At 71.0% G+C, this 17,033-nt stretch carries 16 protein-coding genes; 11 read left to right on the top strand and 5 right to left on the bottom strand.

All coding sequences use genetic code 11. The features are described 5' to 3' along the window. Positions 1-5: 5 nt before the first annotated feature. Both MANAM107_RS04455 and MANAM107_RS04450 read right to left on the bottom strand, forming a co-directional pair. Positions 6-1,106 carry a tetratricopeptide repeat protein gene (locus tag MANAM107_RS04455; RefSeq protein WP_223912847.1) on the bottom strand — a complete coding sequence of 367 codons (1,101 nt, stop codon included), beginning with the start codon at positions 1,104-1,106 and terminating at the stop codon, positions 6-8. Between the two features lie 5 nt (positions 1,107-1,111). Beyond that, on the bottom strand, positions 1,112-2,884 hold the full coding sequence (locus MANAM107_RS04450) for an AAA family ATPase (RefSeq protein ID WP_223911639.1): 1,773 nt from the start codon (positions 2,882-2,884) through the stop codon (positions 1,112-1,114). Between the two features lie 466 nt (positions 2,885-3,350). Here MANAM107_RS04450 and MANAM107_RS04445 point away from each other — a divergent pair, with 466 nt between their 5' ends. From MANAM107_RS04445 to MANAM107_RS04435, 3 genes are read left to right on the top strand one after another with little or no spacing between them, the layout of a single operon-like run. Then, entirely contained in the window at positions 3,351-4,523 is a 1,173-nt protein-coding gene (locus tag MANAM107_RS04445; RefSeq protein ID WP_223911636.1) for an ABC transporter substrate-binding protein, read from the top strand. An 8-nt stretch (positions 4,524-4,531) separates the two neighbouring features. Next, a complete protein-coding gene (locus MANAM107_RS04440; protein ID WP_223911633.1) occupies positions 4,532-5,629 on the top strand; it encodes a FecCD family ABC transporter permease in 1,098 nt (365 codons plus the stop codon). Then, entirely contained in the window at positions 5,626-6,381 is a 756-nt protein-coding gene (locus MANAM107_RS04435) for an ABC transporter ATP-binding protein (RefSeq protein ID WP_223911630.1), read from the top strand. Before MANAM107_RS04440 ends, MANAM107_RS04435 begins: the two co-directional genes overlap by 4 nt. Before the next feature lie 359 nt (positions 6,382-6,740). Here the strand turns inward: MANAM107_RS04435 and MANAM107_RS04430 are convergent, their stop codons facing one another. From MANAM107_RS04430 to MANAM107_RS04420, 3 genes are all read right to left on the bottom strand, one after another. Next, positions 6,741-7,157, bottom strand: a complete 417-nt coding sequence (locus MANAM107_RS04430) for a serine/threonine protein phosphatase (RefSeq protein WP_223911628.1) — start codon at positions 7,155-7,157, stop codon at positions 6,741-6,743. A 160-nt stretch (positions 7,158-7,317) separates the two neighbouring features. Then, a complete protein-coding gene (locus MANAM107_RS04425; RefSeq protein WP_223911625.1) occupies positions 7,318-7,860 on the bottom strand; it encodes a GNAT family N-acetyltransferase in 543 nt (180 codons plus the stop codon). Further along, positions 7,860-8,135, bottom strand: coding sequence for a type II toxin-antitoxin system TacA family antitoxin (locus MANAM107_RS04420; RefSeq protein ID WP_223911621.1), 276 nt, complete (start codon positions 8,133-8,135; stop codon positions 7,860-7,862). The genes MANAM107_RS04425 and MANAM107_RS04420 overlap by 1 nt, the downstream gene beginning before the upstream one ends. 519 nt (positions 8,136-8,654) lie before the next feature. Here MANAM107_RS04420 and dnaK point away from each other — a divergent pair. The 8 genes from dnaK to MANAM107_RS04380 all read left to right on the top strand — a co-directional run bounded on the left by dnaK (position 8,655) and on the right by MANAM107_RS04380 (position 17,007). Continuing rightward, positions 8,655-10,517, top strand: coding sequence for a molecular chaperone DnaK (dnaK, locus tag MANAM107_RS04415; RefSeq protein ID WP_223911618.1), 1,863 nt, complete (start codon positions 8,655-8,657; stop codon positions 10,515-10,517). Beyond that, complete coding sequence (gene grpE / locus MANAM107_RS04410) at positions 10,514-11,161, top strand: nucleotide exchange factor GrpE (RefSeq protein ID WP_223911615.1); 648 nt, start codon at positions 10,514-10,516, stop codon at positions 11,159-11,161. Before dnaK ends, grpE begins: the two co-directional genes overlap by 4 nt. 145 nt (positions 11,162-11,306) lie before the next feature. Further along, on the top strand, positions 11,307-12,341 hold the full coding sequence (locus MANAM107_RS04405; protein ID WP_223911612.1) for a DnaJ C-terminal domain-containing protein: 1,035 nt from the start codon (positions 11,307-11,309) through the stop codon (positions 12,339-12,341). Next, on the top strand, positions 12,338-12,886 hold the full coding sequence (locus tag MANAM107_RS04400; protein ID WP_223911609.1) for a heat shock protein transcriptional repressor HspR: 549 nt from the start codon (positions 12,338-12,340) through the stop codon (positions 12,884-12,886). The genes MANAM107_RS04405 and MANAM107_RS04400 overlap by 4 nt, the downstream gene beginning before the upstream one ends. A gap of 150 nt (positions 12,887-13,036) precedes the next feature. Next, positions 13,037-14,350, top strand: a complete 1,314-nt coding sequence (locus MANAM107_RS04395) for a DUF418 domain-containing protein (RefSeq protein WP_223911607.1) — start codon at positions 13,037-13,039, stop codon at positions 14,348-14,350. Between the two features lie 109 nt (positions 14,351-14,459). After that, entirely contained in the window at positions 14,460-15,746 is a 1,287-nt protein-coding gene (locus MANAM107_RS04390; RefSeq protein WP_223911604.1) for a DUF418 domain-containing protein, read from the top strand. A 91-nt stretch (positions 15,747-15,837) separates the two neighbouring features. After that, positions 15,838-16,359, top strand: a complete 522-nt coding sequence (locus tag MANAM107_RS04385; protein ID WP_223911601.1) for a DUF4282 domain-containing protein — start codon at positions 15,838-15,840, stop codon at positions 16,357-16,359. Positions 16,360-16,542: 183 nt separating this feature from the next. Beyond that, complete coding sequence (locus tag MANAM107_RS04380; protein WP_179901471.1) at positions 16,543-17,007, top strand: single stranded DNA-binding domain-containing protein; 465 nt, start codon at positions 16,543-16,545, stop codon at positions 17,005-17,007. Positions 17,008-17,033: the final 26 nt, after the last annotated feature.

The following is a 17,033-nucleotide window of genomic DNA, read 5'->3' as shown; positions in this document are numbered from 1 at the left end:
GCCGGCTACGACTCCTGGTCGAAGGCCTCTTTGAGGACTGCGGCACGGAACTGCACGCCCCGCAGGATGACGCAGGTGATGCACACCCCCGGGATCGCCAGGACCACCCACCCCAGGACCTCCAGGCTCCCCGTGATCATCGCGAGGATGACACCGACCCCCAGGGCCGCCCACAGCAGTGCCAGCATCACGGTGACCACGACGATGAGGCGCCGTCGTCGCAGCATCGCCCACAGGTGGGAGTGCACGGCGCGGGGCAGGGCCCGGTGCAGGGGCCTGGCGCGGGCCCAGGACAGGGCCCCGGCGGCGGTGGCCGTGGCCAGTACGGCAACCACGGCGATGAGCGGGGCGGCGCCCTCGTCCCACACGAGCCCCAGGGCCACCACCATGGGCAGGAAGCCCAGGAGGGTGACCAGCAGGACGGCGGAGATGATCCGGGACAGCGCCAGGTCCACGATGTAGTGGACGATCGGGGACTGGGGCTGCAGGGAGGCGTAGGAGGCCAGGAGCCGCGCCCCATGGGCTCGTCTCCTGCTCCTGAGGAGCATGAAGGCGAGACTGCGAAGAGCGGGGGTGAACATGGGGTCGACCCGGAGGGCCTCGGTAAAGGCCGTCTCGGCCATCTGCGGGCTGGCCGATGCCAGGGACATGCCTACCGCGTGGTGGGCCTCGGCACTCTCAGGGGCCAGGGCCACGGCCTGGCGGCCGACGTAGAAGGCCTCCTCATCGCGGTCGGCCTTGCTCAGCGTCATGGACAGCATGATCCACGTGGCCGGCTCCTGCGGGTCCAGCTCCAGCGCCCTGCGCAGGGCGGCCTCGGCGCTCGCCAGGTCGCCCGCATCGGCGAGGCAGCCGCCCAGGAGCCGGTGAGGCTGAGCCAGGTGCGGCAGGAGGGCCACGGCTGCGCGCGCATTCGCCACGGTCTCGTGCGCCTGCCCGGTCCGGCTGTGGAGATAGGCCAGGAGCATGCGGGTGTGGCCCTCGTAGTCGGGGTGGTCCCGCAGGAGGCCGGTGAGGATCTCCATGGCCTGGGTGTGCCTGCCCAGGTCGATGAGCTGCTCGGCGCGGCCCAGCTGGGCCTCGACGTCGATCTGCGAGGAGCCCATGGTGCTCACAGCATCCTGTGGCGCTTCATCCAGGCCCGCAGGTCGGCGTACTCCCCGGAGTGGTCGGCGTACTCCACGACGTTGCGGGCCACATCGAACCAGGGGCCGGTGGAGGGGCGGACCTCGGCCAGGGCGGCCAGGATGTCCGGCATCTGGATCATCCGGGGCGTGCCGGTGCGCACCGAGTCCAGCAGGGCCTTCTCCGCGGCGGTATCGCACACGTGGGACAGGTCGGCGCCGGTCAGCCCATCGGTGACCCGCGCCAGGTAGGCCAGGTCGATGCCCTCGATGGGCCGGTCCTTCAGGTGCGTGCGCAGGATGGCGCTGCGTGCCGGCTCATCGGGCGGCAGGACCAGGATGGCCCGGTCCAGGCGCCCGGGGCGCCGCAGGGCCGGGTCGATGTCCCAGGGGGCGTTGGTGGCCGCCAGGACGTAGATGCCCCGGTTGTCCGCGCCGATGCCGTCGAGCTCCTGGAGGAGCTGGTTGATCACTCCGCGCATGCCCGCCGAGCGCATGAGCGAGCGCTTGATGCCGATGGCGTCGAGCTCGTCGAGGAACAGCACGCATGGGGCGCTGGTACGCGCCTTGTTGAAGATGGCGTGGAGCTTGGCCTCGGAGTTGCCGATGAACTGGTCCAGGATGTCGGTGATCGTGACGTTGAGGAAGCCGGCGCCCATCTCCCCGGCCACGGCCCGGGCGATGAAGGTCTTGCCCACCCCGGGAGGGCCGTACAGGAGCAGCCCGCCGCGCAGGGACTTGCCGTAGATGCGGCGCAGTTCGGGGTTGCGCATGGGGGCCAGGAAGGAGGCCTCCAGCCGGTCCTTGACGTCCTGGAGCCCGCCGACATCGGCCAGTGCCAGGCCGGGCGCCTCCACCTCCCAGTCCTCCGGGGAGGGCATGAGCCCGTAGGCGGGCTGGCGCTCCGGTGGGAGCGGCTCGGTGCCCGAGACGAAGGGGGCGGCCGGCCCGGGGCCGAGGTCCTCCTCGGCCCTGGCCCAGTCGAAGCTCTGGGCGGGGCCGGTATCCGCGGGGGAGCCGGTGGGTGTGGGGGAGGGGGCGTCGGTGGAGGGGTCGTCGGTGGGGGAGTCGGTGCCTGCTGGGGACTCTGCCGCTGTGCTGGCCTCGGCGGGGTCAGTGGGATCGGTGGACTCGGAGGACTCGGTGGACTCAGCGGGCGTGGCCTCAGTGGGATCCGTGCGGGCGGGTGGGACTGTGATGCCCTGGGAGCCGTGGCTCTGGGGCGCGGAGCCGGGGGTTCCCGGGCGCTGAGGGGTGGGGGCGTCGTCGATGGCGGGTGCGGTAGTGCTGGGGGTCTTAGCCGTGGGAGGTGTGGGCGCCTCGCTGGCAGGGGTGGCGTCTGCATGCTCAACGTCGTGGCCCGTCTCGGCCCGGGCAGGCTCGGCGTCGGCAGCACCTGCGTTGACCGTCCCAGGGCCAGTGGCTCCTGCGGTGGTGGGCTCGATGCGTGCCGGGGGCTCGCCGGCCGTGGGTTCGGTTGCCGTGGCCTCGGTGAGATGCGGGCGAGTCTCGGAGGCGGTGGGGCCGGCCGATGATGGGGCGTCATTGACAGCCGTCGGGGCGGGACTCAGGGCGCGGGCCATGAGGTCGCGGGCGGTCTGATCGCCGGGGGAGTGCTGGAGGGCCATGGCGCAGTGGGCGATGGCCTCCTCGCCGCGCCCGGCGCCGATGAGCTGCTCGGCCAGGTGCAGGCGCAGGGGAACGTCGTCGGGGGCCGCCCGGACGGCCCGCTCCAGGGAGTCGATCAGGGGATTGGTCACACCAGCATCCTAGATGGTGGTGCCACCGGATCGTCGCCTGATTCGCAGGAGCCCCAGGGCTGGGATGGGGAGTAGTGCCCGAGGGCGCTCGTCCTCGCCACCGTCCTCGCCGCTCAGGAGCAGCGGCGCTTCGCGGGCCCGCTCGCTTCTCGCTGGGTCACTCGTTGCTGGCTGGCTGATTCCCCGCGATCTGAGCGGGCAGAACGCGAGTGGCCCAGCGAGAAGCCGGCGTCAGTGGGGCGACTGGTGGCTTCCTATGAAGCCATGCCCGATCCCTGGTCAGCAGATGAGAAGGATCCCCGTCATGCTTGACAGACTCACTTAAGTAAGGCATACCTAATATCGTAACGTTCCTGTATCGTTTCGGCGGCGCCGGCCCGCATCCGCGGGTCCTTGCCGCCGGGCTCCCACGCAGATCGACAGCAACCCCGCGATGCAAGCACCCCCACCCTGCAAAGGAGATGCCATGAAGCGCCGAACCCTGCTCCTCGCCCTGCCCTTGACCGCGGTCCTGACCGGATGCGGTGTCGCCTCCCGGGCGGGCGGGGGCTCCAGCGCCAGTGCCGCATCGGCCTCCAGCGCAAGCGGATTCACGGTCACCGACGTGGTCGGCCGCGAGGTCGCCTTCGAGGCCCAGCCGCAGAGGGTTGTCATGAGCGAGTCGCGCCAGGCCTACTCCCTGGCCTTCCTCAACAAGGACGATCCCGTCGACAAAGTGGTGGCCTGGGGCACCGATCTGCAGAAGGCCGCCCCCGACTTCTACGAGATGCTTCAGACGGTCGCCCCCGCGGCCAAGGACATCCCCACGATCGGGTCCCTCAAGTCCGGCGACCTGACCGTGGAGTCGCTGGTGAGCCACCAGCCCGACGTCGTCGTGCTCACCCTGGACTCCTACAACGAGGGCCAGCAGGGCGATTTCATCTCCAAGATGGAGGCCCAGGGCCTGCGCTACGTGGTCACCGACTTCCGGCGCGATCCGGTGAAGAACACGGTCCCCTCCGTCAGGCTCCTGGGCGAGATCATGGACTACCGCGACACCGCTGAGCAGTTCCTCGAGTTCTACTCCACCCATGTGGATCCGGTGGTGGATAAGGCCAAGGGCCTGTCCACCAGGCCCACCACATTCCTGTGGCGCGGCCCCGGCCTCAACGACCCCTGCTCCACCTACTCCACCGCCAACCTGGGCGCCGTGGTTACCGCCACCGGCGGCACGAATATCGCCGACGACCTGCTGCCCGGGGAGGAGGGTGTGCTCACTCCCGAGCAGGTCATCGCCTCCGCACCCCAGAACATCATCGCCACCGGCGGGGAGTGGGGCGCCCAGAAGCTCAAGGACACCGCCAAGACCAGCTATGTCCACCTGGGCTACAAGGCCGATGAGGCCTCCGCCAGGGCCAGTCTGGAGCAGCTCAAGGACCAGCCGGGCTTCGACCAGCTCACGGCCTTCGCCGACAAGCGCGTCTACGGCGTCTACCACCAGTTCTACGACGCCCCCTACAACTTCGTGGCCTACCTGGCCTTCGCCAAGTGGCAGAGCCCCGAGGAGTTCAAGGACCTGGACCCCCAGGGGGCCTGGGAGGAGTTCCACGAGGCCTTCATGCCGTGGAAGGCGCAGGGCGTCTTCATCACGGGTATCTGATGGGCCGCATGCACCCGCAGGAGGCGGCCCGCGAGGGGCAGGGGCGCAGGGACCAGGACGCAGCCGCGGCCTATGCCTCCTACCGGCGTCGAACCCTCATCCGCATCGGGGTGCTGCTGGCCCTGTCGGGGCTGCTCCTGGTCTCCTTCGTGGCGGCGCTCATGGTGGGGCCACTGGGCTTCAGCCCCCAGCAGGTCCTCTCATCACTGCTCTACGCGGACTACGACCCGAGCGTGGCCACGGTGGTGGTCAATCTGCGCCTGCCCCCGGTGCTCATGGCGGTCCTCGTGGGCGGGGCCCTGGCGCTGGCCGGGGTCCAGATGCAGACCATCCTGGACAATCCGCTGGCTGAGCCCTTCACCCTGGGGATCTCGGCGGCCTCCGCCCTGGGGGCGGCACTGGCGATCGTCACCGGGCTCGTCCTGCCCCTAGCTCCCGGATCCACCCTGGCCGTGGCGGCCATGACGGCGGGGCTGAGCGCCTCCTTGGCGATCGCGGGGGTCTCCCGCCTGCCGGCCGTGACCAAGGAGACGACCATCCTGCTGGGCATCGCCCTGGTCTTCAGCTGCCAGGCGCTGCTGTCCCTGGTGCAGTACCGGGCCTCCACCGAGAGCCTCCAGCAGATCGTCTTCTGGTCCATGGGCTCCCTCATGCGCGCCAGCTGGGCCTCGGTCCTCGTGGTGAGCCTCGCCCTGTCGCTGGCCACGCCGGTGTTCTGGGTCAATGGCTGGCGCCTGACCGCCATCACCCTGGGGGAGGCGCGGGCCGCCGCCATGGGTGTCAACGTCTCGCGCCTGCGCTCCTGGAGCCTGGTGGGTGTGGCGCTGCTGGCCTCCCTGGCCGTGGCCTTCGTGGGGATCATCGGCTTCGTGGGCCTGGTGGGCCCGCATGTGGCCCGTGGGCTGGTGGGGGAGGACCAGCGCTTCCTGGTCCCGGCCTCCATCCTGTCCGGCGCCACCCTGCTGACTGCCGCCCACGCGGTCAGCCAGATCATCATCCCTGGGGTGGCCGTGCCCGTGGGCATCCTCACCGCCCTGGTGGGCGTGCCGGTCTTCCTCGGCATCATCCTGGGCCGGCGTCGGAGCTTGGCGAGGGGAGGGTCATGAGCCTCGACGTCGAGTTCCTGCACTTCGCCTACGGCAGGAGGGCGGTTCTCCAGGGTGTGGACGCCAGTTGGGGGACCGGTCAGGTGGTGGGGCTTCTGGGTCCCAACGGTGCGGGGAAATCCACGCTGGTGACCTGCCTGGCCCAGTTGCGGCGGTACTCGGGGACTGTCAGCTTTCAGGGGCGGCGCGGGCGCGAGCTGCGCGGCGTTGTGGGGTACATGCCTCAGGGGCTCCCCGGGGATGCGGCGCTGACCGCCTTGGAATCGGTGCTCACTGCCTCGCGCCGCGGGGTCTCGTGGCGCACGAGTCGGGCGGATATCGCCCTGGCCTGGGGAGCCCTCGACGAGTTGGGGGTGGCCGAGCTGGCCGATCGGCCCCTGGGACAGCTCTCCGGCGGGCAGCGCCAGATGGTGGCCCTGGCCCAGACGCTGGTGCGCAGGCCGGGCCTCATCCTGCTTGATGAGCCGACCTCCGCCCTGGACCTGCGGCGCCAGGTCTCGGTGCTCTCCCACGTGCGGCGCATCTGCCACCGCGACGCCGACCGGCTCGCCGTCGTCGCCCTGCACGACCTCAACCTGGCGGCGCGCTTCTGCGACCGGCTCGCCGTGCTGGCGGGCGGCCGGATCCTGGCCGAGGGGCCGCCGGTCGAGGTGCTGCGCCCGGAGGTGCTGGAGCAGGTCTACGGGCTGAGGGTGCGGATCGTGCCCGACGGCGAGCACGTCATGGTGGCCCCGGAGATCGAGCAGGAGTAAGCGCTGGCCGCCGTCCGTCCGTCGGTGATGGACGTGTCGGGCCATGCCCCCGGACGGGGGCTGATGGCTGATGGCCGCCCACGCCTTGGTGCCGGGGGTGGGGTGCCGGTGCCCGCTGGGGTGCGGCGTGCAGAAGGGCGTCACTTCGCGGAAAGGGCGACACCTAGAAGGTACGTTCATTTCGCCAAGTGACGCCGAAGTCGCCAAGCGACGCTCTTCTGGTGCTCTTTGCTCTTCCTGCTCCCCCATGGGGTCACCCGCACCGGGCTGGCCGAGTCCAGCCCGCACCGCCCGCCTGCCCGCCCCGCGGGGTCAGGTCGGGACTGCGGCAGGGCGGGGCGCCCGCCCGGGCCCGCCGGTCAGGGCGCGGCGCGCAGCCGCGTCGTCGGCAGGGGCAGCTCGATGCCGCCGATGAGGTCCATGGACTTGGCGACGCCGCCGGACAGGTCCTCCACCGCCCTGGCGACGACGACGCGGTCCCGGTGGAGCTCGCGGATCCTCACCCGCGTCCATACCTCCTCACCCGTGCGTTCGTCCTCCTCCTGCAAGAGCCAATCCTCCGCCAGGAGCCGCAGGCCGATCGCATCCAGCACGGTCTCGGCCTCATCGAGATCCATCGCCTCACCCCTGCGAACCCACAAGCGGTCGTAGGGGATGAACCGGTCCTCGCTGCTCATCTCGATATAGCCCACGTGCTCACCGTCCTCGCTGCGCACGTGGTCGAAGACGTCCTCGGGCGCGGGGCGGCCGGTCGGCGACGGGTGCGGGGCGCTCATGCCTGCGAGGCTACAGGTCCGGCAGCCTTGCGGGTGCACGCGCTTCCCGCTGGGCGACCCGCCGCCCGCTGGCCCATTCCCCGCCTGCTGACCGGGCGGAATGCGCGTCACCCGGCGAAAGCGGCTTGCGAGCCTGAGGCCTTGGGAGGGGGAAGGGCGCTCAGTCCTCGGGCGGGACGAGATGCTTGATGACGGCGACGAGCCGCTGACGGCGGTGATCGGCAGCCAGCGGCGTGAACCCGTAGTGCCGGTAGAAGGAGGCGGCGCGCTCATCGATGGCGTCGACGACGAGCATCCTGGCAGCGACGATGCGACTGGCATGGTCCGCTGAGCGGACGGCATGGGAGAGCAGGACACTGCCGAGGCCCTGCCCCTGAAGGGTGCGGTCCAGGGCCAGCCGCGCCAGGAGGAATGCGGGCAGGAGTGCCGGCTGCCCCCGGCTGAGACGGCGAGGCAGGCCCTCGGTGTGGATCGAGGTGGAGGCCAGTGAGTAGTAGCCCAGCACGCGCCCGGAATCCGGCTCAACGGGAGCGGGCTGCGCGCTCACCAGCACCTGCGTGGCGGCGGTCCGGCGCTGCTGGCAGGCCCAGGCGTGCTGTGCGATCCACAGGTCCAGTGAGTCCTGGCCGCTGGAGAAGGCGGTGGCGTCGTCGCTGCGCCGAAGGGGGCGTATCGACCAGTGCGGATCCGCGGGCTGCGGCATCACAGGCCCAGATCTGCTGCGCGCGCGTGCGCCCGCGCCATCGCCGGGTTCGCGGGCGGCGTGGAGTCGAGGGCCTCCAGGAGGGCATCGAAGACCTCGGCCGACACCTGGATCGAACGGGCGAGGTCCATCCGGGCGGCCTCTCTTGCCGCGCTGCGGACGTACTCCGTGACCGTGCGCCCCGAGATCCGGGCGGCCTCCTCGATGTCCGCCTTCTCCTGCGCGGGCAGGCGCAGCTCGAGCCGCGCCGTCGGGGTTGATGTCGGAGCAGTCATGGCCTCACTCTACCGCGTACGGCAGATTGCCGGAAGGGTGCGCATGGAGCTCTCCCTCCTCGGTGCACCTAGCGCCTCTCAGCCTCGCGGTGAGGCTGCAGGGTCGGCATTCTCGCGGGCCTGCGCGGGCTCATGCGCGTCCTGCTGGGTGACTCGCTGCCCGCTGGCTCGTGCCCCGCCTGCTGGCCGAGCGGGATGCGGCTCACCCAGCGGGAGAGAGGGTGACCCAGCGAGAAAGAGGGTGACCCAGCAGGAATGCGGGCCTGGCAGTCCCGGCAGTGAGTGGGGTCACGCAGATCCCCCGGAATGAACCCCACTCCAGTAGGGTTGAGTGGATCAGACTCAAGGTTGAAGTTGACAAGATCAGGCTCAACCACAATCCTGAGCCTGCATGACTCAACCGGCCGGCCCCGTCCGCTGACCTCGGGCCAGGCGCGGTCACCACAGACAGCACAGACGCAAGACATGACAACCACCCGGCGCCACCGCGGCGCCACCCACTACGAAGGAGCACATCGCATGGCACGCGCCGTCGGTATCGACCTCGGAACCACCAACTCCGCCATCGCCGTCCTGGAGGGCGGCGAGCCCACCATCATCCCCAACGCCGAGGGAGGCCGTACCACCCCCTCCGTCGTCGCCTTCTCCAAGTCCGGCGAGGTCCTGGTCGGCGAGATCGCCAAGCGCCAGGCCGTGACCAACGTGGACCGCACCATCTCCTCGGTCAAGCGCCACATGGGCACCGACTGGTCCGTCGACATCGACGGCAAGAAGTACACCGCCCAGGAGATCAGCGCCCGCATCCTGGCCAAGCTCAAGGCCGACGCCGAGTCCTACCTCGGCGAGCCCGTCACCAACGCCGTCATCACCGTGCCGGCCTACTTCAACGACGCCGAGCGCCAGGCCACCAAGGAGGCCGGCACCATCGCGGGCCTGACCGTGGACCGCATCGTCAACGAGCCCACCGCCGCCGCCCTGGCCTACGGCCTGGACAAGGGCAAGGAGGACGAGCTCATCCTCGTGTTCGACCTGGGTGGGGGCACCTTCGACGTCTCCCTGCTGGAGGTCGGCAAGGACGAGGACGGCTTCTCCACCATCCAGGTGCGCGCCACCAACGGCGACAACCGCCTGGGCGGGGACGACTGGGACGCCCGCATCGTCGACTGGCTGGTCAAGCAGGTCAAGAGCAAGGACGGCGTGGACCTGTCCAAGGACAAGATCGCCATGCAGCGCCTCAAGGACGCCGCCGAGCAGGCCAAGAAGGAGCTGTCCTCCGCGACCTCCACCAACATCAACCTGCAGTACCTGTCCATGAGCGAGTCCGGCCCCATCCACCTGGACGAGAAGCTCACCCGCGCCCAGTTCGAGGACATGACCAAGGACCTGCTCGAGCGCACCAAGGTCCCCTTCCACAACGTCATCAAGGACGCGGGCGTGTCCCTCAAGGACATCGACCACGTCATCCTCGTGGGCGGCTCGACCCGCATGCCCGCGGTCACCGAGGTCGTGCGCGAGCTGACCGGCAAGGAGCCCAACAAGGGCGTCAACCCCGATGAGGTCGTGGCCGTGGGCGCCTCCCTGCAGGCCGGCGTCATCCAGGGCGACCGCAAGGACGTCCTGCTCATCGACGTCACACCCCTGTCGCTGGGCATCGAGACCAAGGGCGGGGTGATGACCAAGCTCATCGAGCGCAACACGGCCATCCCCACCAAGCGCTCCGAGGTCTTCTCCACCGCCGAGGACAACCAGCCCTCCGTGCTCATCCAGGTCTACCAGGGCGAGCGCGAGTTCGCCCGGGACAACAAGCCGCTGGGCACCTTCGAGCTCACCGGCATCGCCCCGGCCCCCCGCGGCATCCCGCAGATCGAGGTCTCCTTCGACATCGACGCCAACGGCATCGTGCACGTCTCGGCCAAGGACCGCGGCACCGGCAAGGAGCAGTCCATGACGATCTCCGGCGGCTCGGCCCTGCCCAAGGAGGACATCGACCGCATGGTCAAGGACGCCGAGGCCCACGCCGAGGAGGACAGGAAGCGCCGCGAGGACGCCGAGACCCGCAACGCCGCCGAGCAGCAGGCCTACTCCATCGACAAGCTCCTCAAGGACAACAAGGACAAGCTCCCCCAGGACGTCCACTCCGAGGTCTCCGAGGCCGTCGCCGACCTCAAGAAGGCCCTGGAGGGTGAGGACATCGAGCCGGTCAAGACCGCTCAGGAGAAGCTCAACTCCGTGGCCCAGAAGGTCGGGGAGGCCCTCTACGCCGCCGACCAGGCCTCCGAGGCCGCCGGCTCCACCCCGGGCGGGGAGTCTGCCACCGCGGGCGCCTCGGACGACGAGGACATCGTCGACGCCGAGATCGTCGACGACGAGGACTCCAAGTGAGTGCCGCCGGACAGGTCCCCGGCGACGAGGGCGTCGACCCCGAGCTCGCGGCCGCCGTCGAGTCGGCCTTCGACGACGTCCCGCCGGAGGTCCGCGAGGAGCTGGCCCAGGGCGAGGGGGCGGCCGGTGGGGCCGAGGCCCAGGACTCGGCGGGCCCGGCCGGCCAGGGGGCCCCGTCCTCGGAGGAGGACCCCCTGGCCCAGGCCAGGGCCCAGGCCGCCCAGGCCCAGGACGACCTGGCCCGGGCCCGCGCCGACCTGTACAACCTCCAGCAGGAGTACCAGGGCTTCGTGCGCCGCTCCCGCGAGGCGGCGGCCGGGCACCGCTCCGACGGCGCCGCCGGTGTCGTGGAGGCCCTCATCCCGGTCCTGGACGAGATCGAGCTGGCCCGCCAGCACGGCGACCTCACCGGGCCCTTCGCCACCACGGCCGGCAAGCTCGAGGCCCTCCTGAGCGAGAAGTTCGCCCTGGATCGCTTCGGCGCCGAGGGCGAGCCCTTCGACCCCACGATCCACGAGGCCCTCATGGCCACGGAGTCGCAGGAGGTCAGCGAGCCCACCATCGCCCTGGTCCTCCAGCCCGGCTACCGGCTCGGCGAGCGCGTGGTGCGCGCCGCCCGCGTCCAGGTGGCCAACCCGGCCTGAGGCCGGGACCGCGGGCCGGGGCGGCCCGCCCTCATCGGCACCGCCCCGGCCACCCGACCCTGAGGGGACTCTCGACATCGACCGATACCAATCAGCACTATTCAAGGACACACCAACGATCACAACGATAAGGAGGCGGTGATACATGGCCAGCCAGGACTGGATGACCAAGGACTTCTACGCGGTCCTCGGCGTTGACAAGAGCGCCGACGCCGCCGCGATCAAGAAGGCGTATCGCACACTGGCGAAGAAGTACCACCCCGACCGCAACCCCGATGACAAGGCCGCGGCCGAGAGGTTCAAAGACATCGGTGAGGCCTACGCGGTCCTGTCCGACGAGACCGAGCGCCAGCAGTACGACGCCATCCGGTCCATGGCCGGGGGCGGTCCCCGCTTCACGGCCGGCGGCCCCGGTGGCGGCGCGGGCGCCGCGGGCTTCGAGGACCTGTTCTCCTCCATGTTCGGCGGTCAGGGCGGATCGGTCCGCTTCCAGACCTCCGGGGGTGCGGGCGAGCCCGACCTCGACGACCTGCTGCGCATGTTCGGCGGCGCGCCCAGTCCCACCCGCTCCGGCGGGCGCCCCGGGCCCTTCGGCTTCGGCGGCGGCTTCGGGCCCCAGCCCGTCAAGGGACCCGACGTCGTCACCTCGGCCACCCTCGATCTGCGCGATGCCGCGGCGGGCACCACCGTGGAGCTGACCGCCGACGGGCGCACCATGAACGTGCGCATCCCCGCAGGGGTCCACTCGGGCCAGAAGATCCGCCTGCGAGGCAAGGGCCGCCCCGGCCGGGACGGCGGGGAGAGCGGGGACATGGTGGTGACCATCACCGTGGCCAAGCACCCCGTGTACTCCATCGACCCCGCCGACGGCGCCAACCTGCGCATGGACCTGCCCGTGACCCTCAAGGAGGCCGCCATGGGCGCCACCGTCGAGGTCCCCCTGCTCGACGGCGGCACCTCCAAAGTTCGCATCAAGCCCGGCACCCCCTCGGGCACCGTCATGCGCCTGCGCGGCAAGGGCGTGACCACCTCCAAGAAGACCGGTGACCTGCTGGTCACGGTGCAGGTGGCCGTGCCCAAGAGGCTGTCGAAGGCGGCCAGGCAGGCCCTGGAGGCCTTCGATGAGGCCATGGGTGAGACCGATCCGCGCGCCTCGCTCATGGAGGAGGCCGGCAGATGAGTGCGCGCCGTCGTGCCGGCCAGGGCCTGGGCTTCCTGGCGGAGGACGCCGGGGAGCGGGCGGTCTACGTCGTCTCGGTGGCCGCTGAGCTGGCCGGGATGCACCCCCAGACCCTGCGCCAGTACGACCGCCTGGGGCTGGTGCGGCCCGCCCGCACCCGCAGCCGGGGGCGGCGCTACTCCCACCGGGATGTCGAGCGCCTGCGCCGCATCCAGGCCCTGAGCCAGGAGGGCGTCAACCTCGAGGGCATCCGCCGCATCCTGGACCTGGAGGCCCGCGTGGCCGAGCTGGAGGCGGCCAATGCGGGGCTGCGGGCCCGCGAGGCCGCCGTGCAGCGGATCTTCGCGGCGGCCGCCGACGGCGAGGTCCAGGTGGTCCCCGCGCGTGCCGGTCGCTCCGGTCGCCAGGGGGAGGCGGCCCCGGCCGGCCGCGGATCGGGGGGCGGTTCGGTGGGCGGCGCTGTCAGGCCCGCCGCGGGGCCCGCCAGTGGTCCGAGAGGCCCGGTGGTCGGCCCGGGTACGGCGATCATCCTGCGCCGGTCCTGAGGCCCCGGCGCCGCCCCGCGCTTCGCGCCGCGCGCCGGGGAGTGCGCCTCGTGGGGGAGCCTCCTCCTCCTTGGTGAGGAGCGGGAGGGGTGGCATCAGTTCCTTCTCCGGGAGGTACCGCGTGAGTGGCATGACTCATAGCGTCTATGCATGCGCTTCGTCACATCTTTCACCCGCGGTGTGCGCTACCCCGCACCGGATGTCGCCCGCGGCTTCATGCTCCTGCTCATCGCTGTGGCCAACGTCCCCGTCTGGATCCGCAGCGCTGTCTCCCCCCTCAGCATCGGAGCAGTCGAGGGACTGTCCCCGGCCGACCGCGGATGGGTCCTCATCCGCGCCATGCTGGTGGACCACCGCGCCTACCCGCTGTTCGCCCTGCTCTTCGGCTTCGGGCTGGTGACCATGATCAACCGGCGCATCGCCTCGGGGGAGCGGGCGTATCTGGAGTCGGTCACCGGGGGCAGTGCGGATCAGGCGGCTCCTGCGCTGCGGGCCTGGGCCCGGGAGCAGGCCACGGTGGACGCCCGCCGCCTGGTGCGTCGCCGGGGCTGGTGGATGGTGCTGTTCGGCGCGGTGCACGGGGTGTTCTTCTACGGGGACATCATCGGCACCTACGGGCTCGTCGCCGTTATCTTCGCCGGCTGGCTGGCCCGCAAGCACCGCAAACGGGCGATCGCCGTCAGTGTGCTCATCACCCTGATGGCGGGGCTGACGATGCTGAGCATGGGCTGGGTCGTGACCTCGGGCACTGCGCAGGGCATGGGGGTGGTCGGTGCCGAGGATCCCACCGCAGGGTCGGGCCTGCCCTGGTTCCTGATGAACCCCGGGCAGTGGCTCATGGGCACCCCTGGGACCGTCCTGCTGTCCATGGTGGTCCCCTCGGTCTTCATCGGTGCGCGCCTGGCCGACACCGACCTGCTCTCCCACCCCGAGCGCCACCGTGGCCTGCTGGTGGCCGTGGCCGTCGGCGGCCTGGGCCTGGGAGCGCTGGGGGGCCTGCATATCGGTCTGGTGCACGGGGGCTGGGCCGACCTGTCCGTCGCCGACTTCATGATCTCGGAGTGGTCGGGACTGCTGGCCGCCTGCGGCTGGCTCGCCCTGCTGGCCCTCTACGCCGGTGGCCCGCGGCCGGGCGGCGAGCTGCACGGCCTGCGCCGCCTCGCCTCGGCCGTGGGGCGGCGCTCGATGACGGCCTACCTGTCCCAGACGATTCTCTTCGGCCTCATCTTCGCCGTCATCCCCTGGCTCCTGGGTGCTGAGCTCACGGTGGGGGAGGCTGCGGCCGCCGCCATCGCGACCGGGGTGTGGCTGGCCACTGTCGTCATCTGCCTCATCCTGGGGCGGCGCGGCGATCCCGGCCCCTTCGAGACGCTCCTGCGCACCGCCGTGGCCCGCAGCGCCAGGCGTCGGCGCATCCCGGCCCCGCCCTCGATGCCCTTGCGGAGCGAGCCCGCAGCGGCATAGGCCCCGGCGCGAGCCGCGATGGCGCCTGCGGGGGCCCAACGGCGGGGGCCGAACGGTGTCAGCCATTCAGGCGACACCCAGAGTGTGGCGTGCTCCATACAATGGGGTAATGCGCCTCGTGACCTCCTTCACCCGTGGAGTTCGGTTCCCCGCTCCCGATGTTGCCCGCGGATTCATGCTCCTGCTCATCGCCCTGGCCAATGTCCCCGTGTGGACGGACACCTCGCTGGCGGGGGGTGCGCTGCCGGATTATGAGCGGATGTCCGACGCCGATTCGGTGTGGGTGCTCATCCGCACCGTGCTGGTGGACCGCCGTGCCTACCCGCTGTTCGCGATGCTCTTCGGCTTCGGGTTGGTGACCATGATCAACCGGCGCGTCGCCTCGGGGGAGCGGGCGTATCTGGAGTCGGTCACCGGGGGCGGCGCGGATCAGGCGGCTCCCGAGTTGCGGGCTTGGGCCCGGGAGCAGGCCACGGTGGATGCCCGCCGCCTGGTGCGTCGCCGGGGCTGGTGGATGGTGCTGTTCGGCGCGGTGCACGGGGTGTTCTTCTACGGGGACATCATCGGCACCTACGGGCTCATGGCCGTCATCTTCGCCGGCTGGCTGGCCCGCAAGCACCGCAAGCGCGCCATCGCCGCCTGCCTCGTCGTCCTGCTGTGGGTGGTCATGTCCACCTACGCCCAGGGGCAGCAGCAGGGGCAGTACGCCGAGCAGGTGACCGGCGGCGGGGCCCTTCCCTGGATGCTTCACAACCACCTCGTCTGGGTCTTCATCACCCTGATCGTCCTGACCTCCAGCATGGCGATCCCGGCGATGTTCATCGGTGCGCGCCTGGCCGACACCGATCTGCTCTCCCACCCCGAGCGCCACCGCCGCCTCCTGGTGGCCGTGGCCGTGGGCGGCCTTGGCCTGGGGGCGCTGGGGGGCCTGCACGCGGGGCTGGCCTACGGGGGCTGGGCTCAGCCGGCGGTCACCGATGTGATGGTCTCCGAGCTCACCGGCCCCCTGGGCGCCTGCGGCTGGCTGGCGCTGCTGGCCCTGTACGCCGGTGGCCCGCGGCCCGACGGCGAGCTGACCGGCCTGCGGTGGGTGGCCTCGGCCGTGGGGCGGCGCTCGATGACGGCCTACCTGTCCCAGACGATCCTCTTCGGCCTCATCTTCGCCGTCATCCCCTGGTTGGTGGGCACCGAGCTGCGCCCGGGCGACGCGGTGGCCGCGGTCATCGCCGTCGGGGTGTGGCTGGTCACTGTCGTGCTGTGCGCGGCCCTGGAGCGGCGCGGCGATCCCGGCCCCTTCGAGACGCTTCTGCGCACAGCCGTGGCCCGCAGCGCCAGGCGGCGGCGCATCCCAGCCCCGCCGTCGGCGCCCATCCAGGGCGCGCCCGCAGCGGCATAGGACCCGGCGCGAGCCGCGATGGCGCCTGCGGGGCCCAACGGTGGGGGCCAGTAGGCTGTGGGCGTCCCCAATGCCAAGGAGGAGCATCACGATGTCCCAGCCGATGAGCCCTGATCAGAACCAAGTGCCGCCTGCCCCGCCCGCTCCACCGTCGCAGGCCTACGTCTCAGGCACCCCGGGCACGGCCTCCTACGCCGCGCCGCCGGCATATCCCGACCCTGCTGCCCCCCAGCCCGCCCCGGTCTACCCCGCCCAGCCCTACCCCGGCCAGGCGATGGGGCAGATGTCCACCCCGGCCACGGGGAACTTCTTCGGCGCTCTGTTCGACATGAGCTTCACCAAGTACATCACCATCACCTGGGCCAAGGTCATCTACATCCTCTGGCTCATCGGAGTGGGTCTGACCTGGCTCTTCGGCTCCTACGGCTTCGGGAGCATCTCTGGCGCCAACACCTACCGCGGCGAGTTCGACGGGGCGGCCTTCCTCTTCGCCCTCATCGTCGGCATCGTCCCCGCCCTGCTCCAGGTGATCGCCGGGCGGATGCTCCTGGAGTTCGTGGTGGCCATCATCCGCACCGAGATGAACACCCGCGCGCTCGCCGAGCGCCGCTGAGTCCTGCGGGACGGTTGTCCGAGAGGCCGCCGCGGCCCGCCACGTCCCATGGGCGGGCGCGGCCCGGGGCGGGCCTTGGGCAGTGCCTGTGGGACTTCTCGCTCATAGCCCGCGACGATGACATCGGCAAGGCGCGCCCTGTAGTCTTCCGGCGTCCCGGACCCTGATGGAAGAGACATCCTGATGACACAGCCCCAGCCTCCCGGCCAGCCCTACTACCCCCAGCAGCCCTCGGCGCCCTCCGCCCCGATCCCCGGGCAGCCCTACCCGGCCCAGGCTCCTGGCCAGCAGGTCCCAGTCGCGCCCGGGGCAGGCGCCGCCCCCGGTCAGCCCTACCCGCCCCAGGCCCCGGCCGGCGACTCCTTCTTCAGCAACCTGTTCGACACCTCCAAGGCCTTCGCGGAGAAGTTCGGCAAGGTCATCTTCATCGTCGCCACCGTCGCCTTCGTCCTGAGCTGGCTCTACGCCGCCTACAAGGCCGGTGACTACGCCGGGGAGTACAACGTGGAGACGGGCAGCAGGTCCTTCGCCTTCGGCGAGTTCCTCGTCAACCTCCTGTTCAACGCCCCCTGGGCTTTCGCTCAGATCGGCCTGGTGCGGCTCTTCGTCGAGCTGGTGGCCAACTCGGCCAAGCGCACCCAGGGCTGAGGCCTCCCCCGACGGCCTCGGAACAC

It is taken from the genome of Actinomyces capricornis (assembly GCF_019974135.1).
Taxonomy (GTDB): Bacteria; Actinomycetota; Actinomycetes; order Actinomycetales; family Actinomycetaceae; genus Actinomyces; species Actinomyces capricornis.
Note: the sequence above shows the minus strand (reverse complement) of the source record. Positions and strands in the feature narration are given on the sequence as shown.

What these genes read in the sequence shown, in the direction of transcription:
- MANAM107_RS04435 (WP_223911630.1), top strand. Translation starts at nt 5,626, where the DNA reads ATGAGCCTCGACGTCGAGTTCCTGCACTTCGCCTACGGCAGGAGGGCG.
- MANAM107_RS04455 (WP_223912847.1), bottom strand. Translation starts at nt 1,106, where the DNA reads ATGGGCTCCTCGCAGATCGACGTCGAGGCCCAGCTGGGCCGCGCCGAG.
- MANAM107_RS04395 (WP_223911607.1), top strand. Translation starts at nt 13,037, where the DNA reads ATGCGCTTCGTCACATCTTTCACCCGCGGTGTGCGCTACCCCGCACCG.
- MANAM107_RS04440 (WP_223911633.1), top strand. Translation starts at nt 4,532, where the DNA reads ATGCACCCGCAGGAGGCGGCCCGCGAGGGGCAGGGGCGCAGGGACCAG.
- MANAM107_RS04380 (WP_179901471.1), top strand. Translation starts at nt 16,543, where the DNA reads ATGACACAGCCCCAGCCTCCCGGCCAGCCCTACTACCCCCAGCAGCCC.
- MANAM107_RS04390 (WP_223911604.1), top strand. Translation starts at nt 14,460, where the DNA reads ATGCGCCTCGTGACCTCCTTCACCCGTGGAGTTCGGTTCCCCGCTCCC.
- MANAM107_RS04420 (WP_223911621.1), bottom strand. Translation starts at nt 8,135, where the DNA reads ATGACTGCTCCGACATCAACCCCGACGGCGCGGCTCGAGCTGCGCCTG.
- MANAM107_RS04445 (WP_223911636.1), top strand. Translation starts at nt 3,351, where the DNA reads ATGAAGCGCCGAACCCTGCTCCTCGCCCTGCCCTTGACCGCGGTCCTG.
- MANAM107_RS04405 (WP_223911612.1), top strand. Translation starts at nt 11,307, where the DNA reads ATGGCCAGCCAGGACTGGATGACCAAGGACTTCTACGCGGTCCTCGGC.
- MANAM107_RS04385 (WP_223911601.1), top strand. Translation starts at nt 15,838, where the DNA reads ATGTCCCAGCCGATGAGCCCTGATCAGAACCAAGTGCCGCCTGCCCCG.
- MANAM107_RS04400 (WP_223911609.1), top strand. Translation starts at nt 12,338, where the DNA reads ATGAGTGCGCGCCGTCGTGCCGGCCAGGGCCTGGGCTTCCTGGCGGAG.
- dnaK (WP_223911618.1), top strand. Translation starts at nt 8,655, where the DNA reads ATGGCACGCGCCGTCGGTATCGACCTCGGAACCACCAACTCCGCCATC.
- MANAM107_RS04425 (WP_223911625.1), bottom strand. Translation starts at nt 7,860, where the DNA reads ATGCCGCAGCCCGCGGATCCGCACTGGTCGATACGCCCCCTTCGGCGC.
- MANAM107_RS04430 (WP_223911628.1), bottom strand. Translation starts at nt 7,157, where the DNA reads ATGAGCGCCCCGCACCCGTCGCCGACCGGCCGCCCCGCGCCCGAGGAC.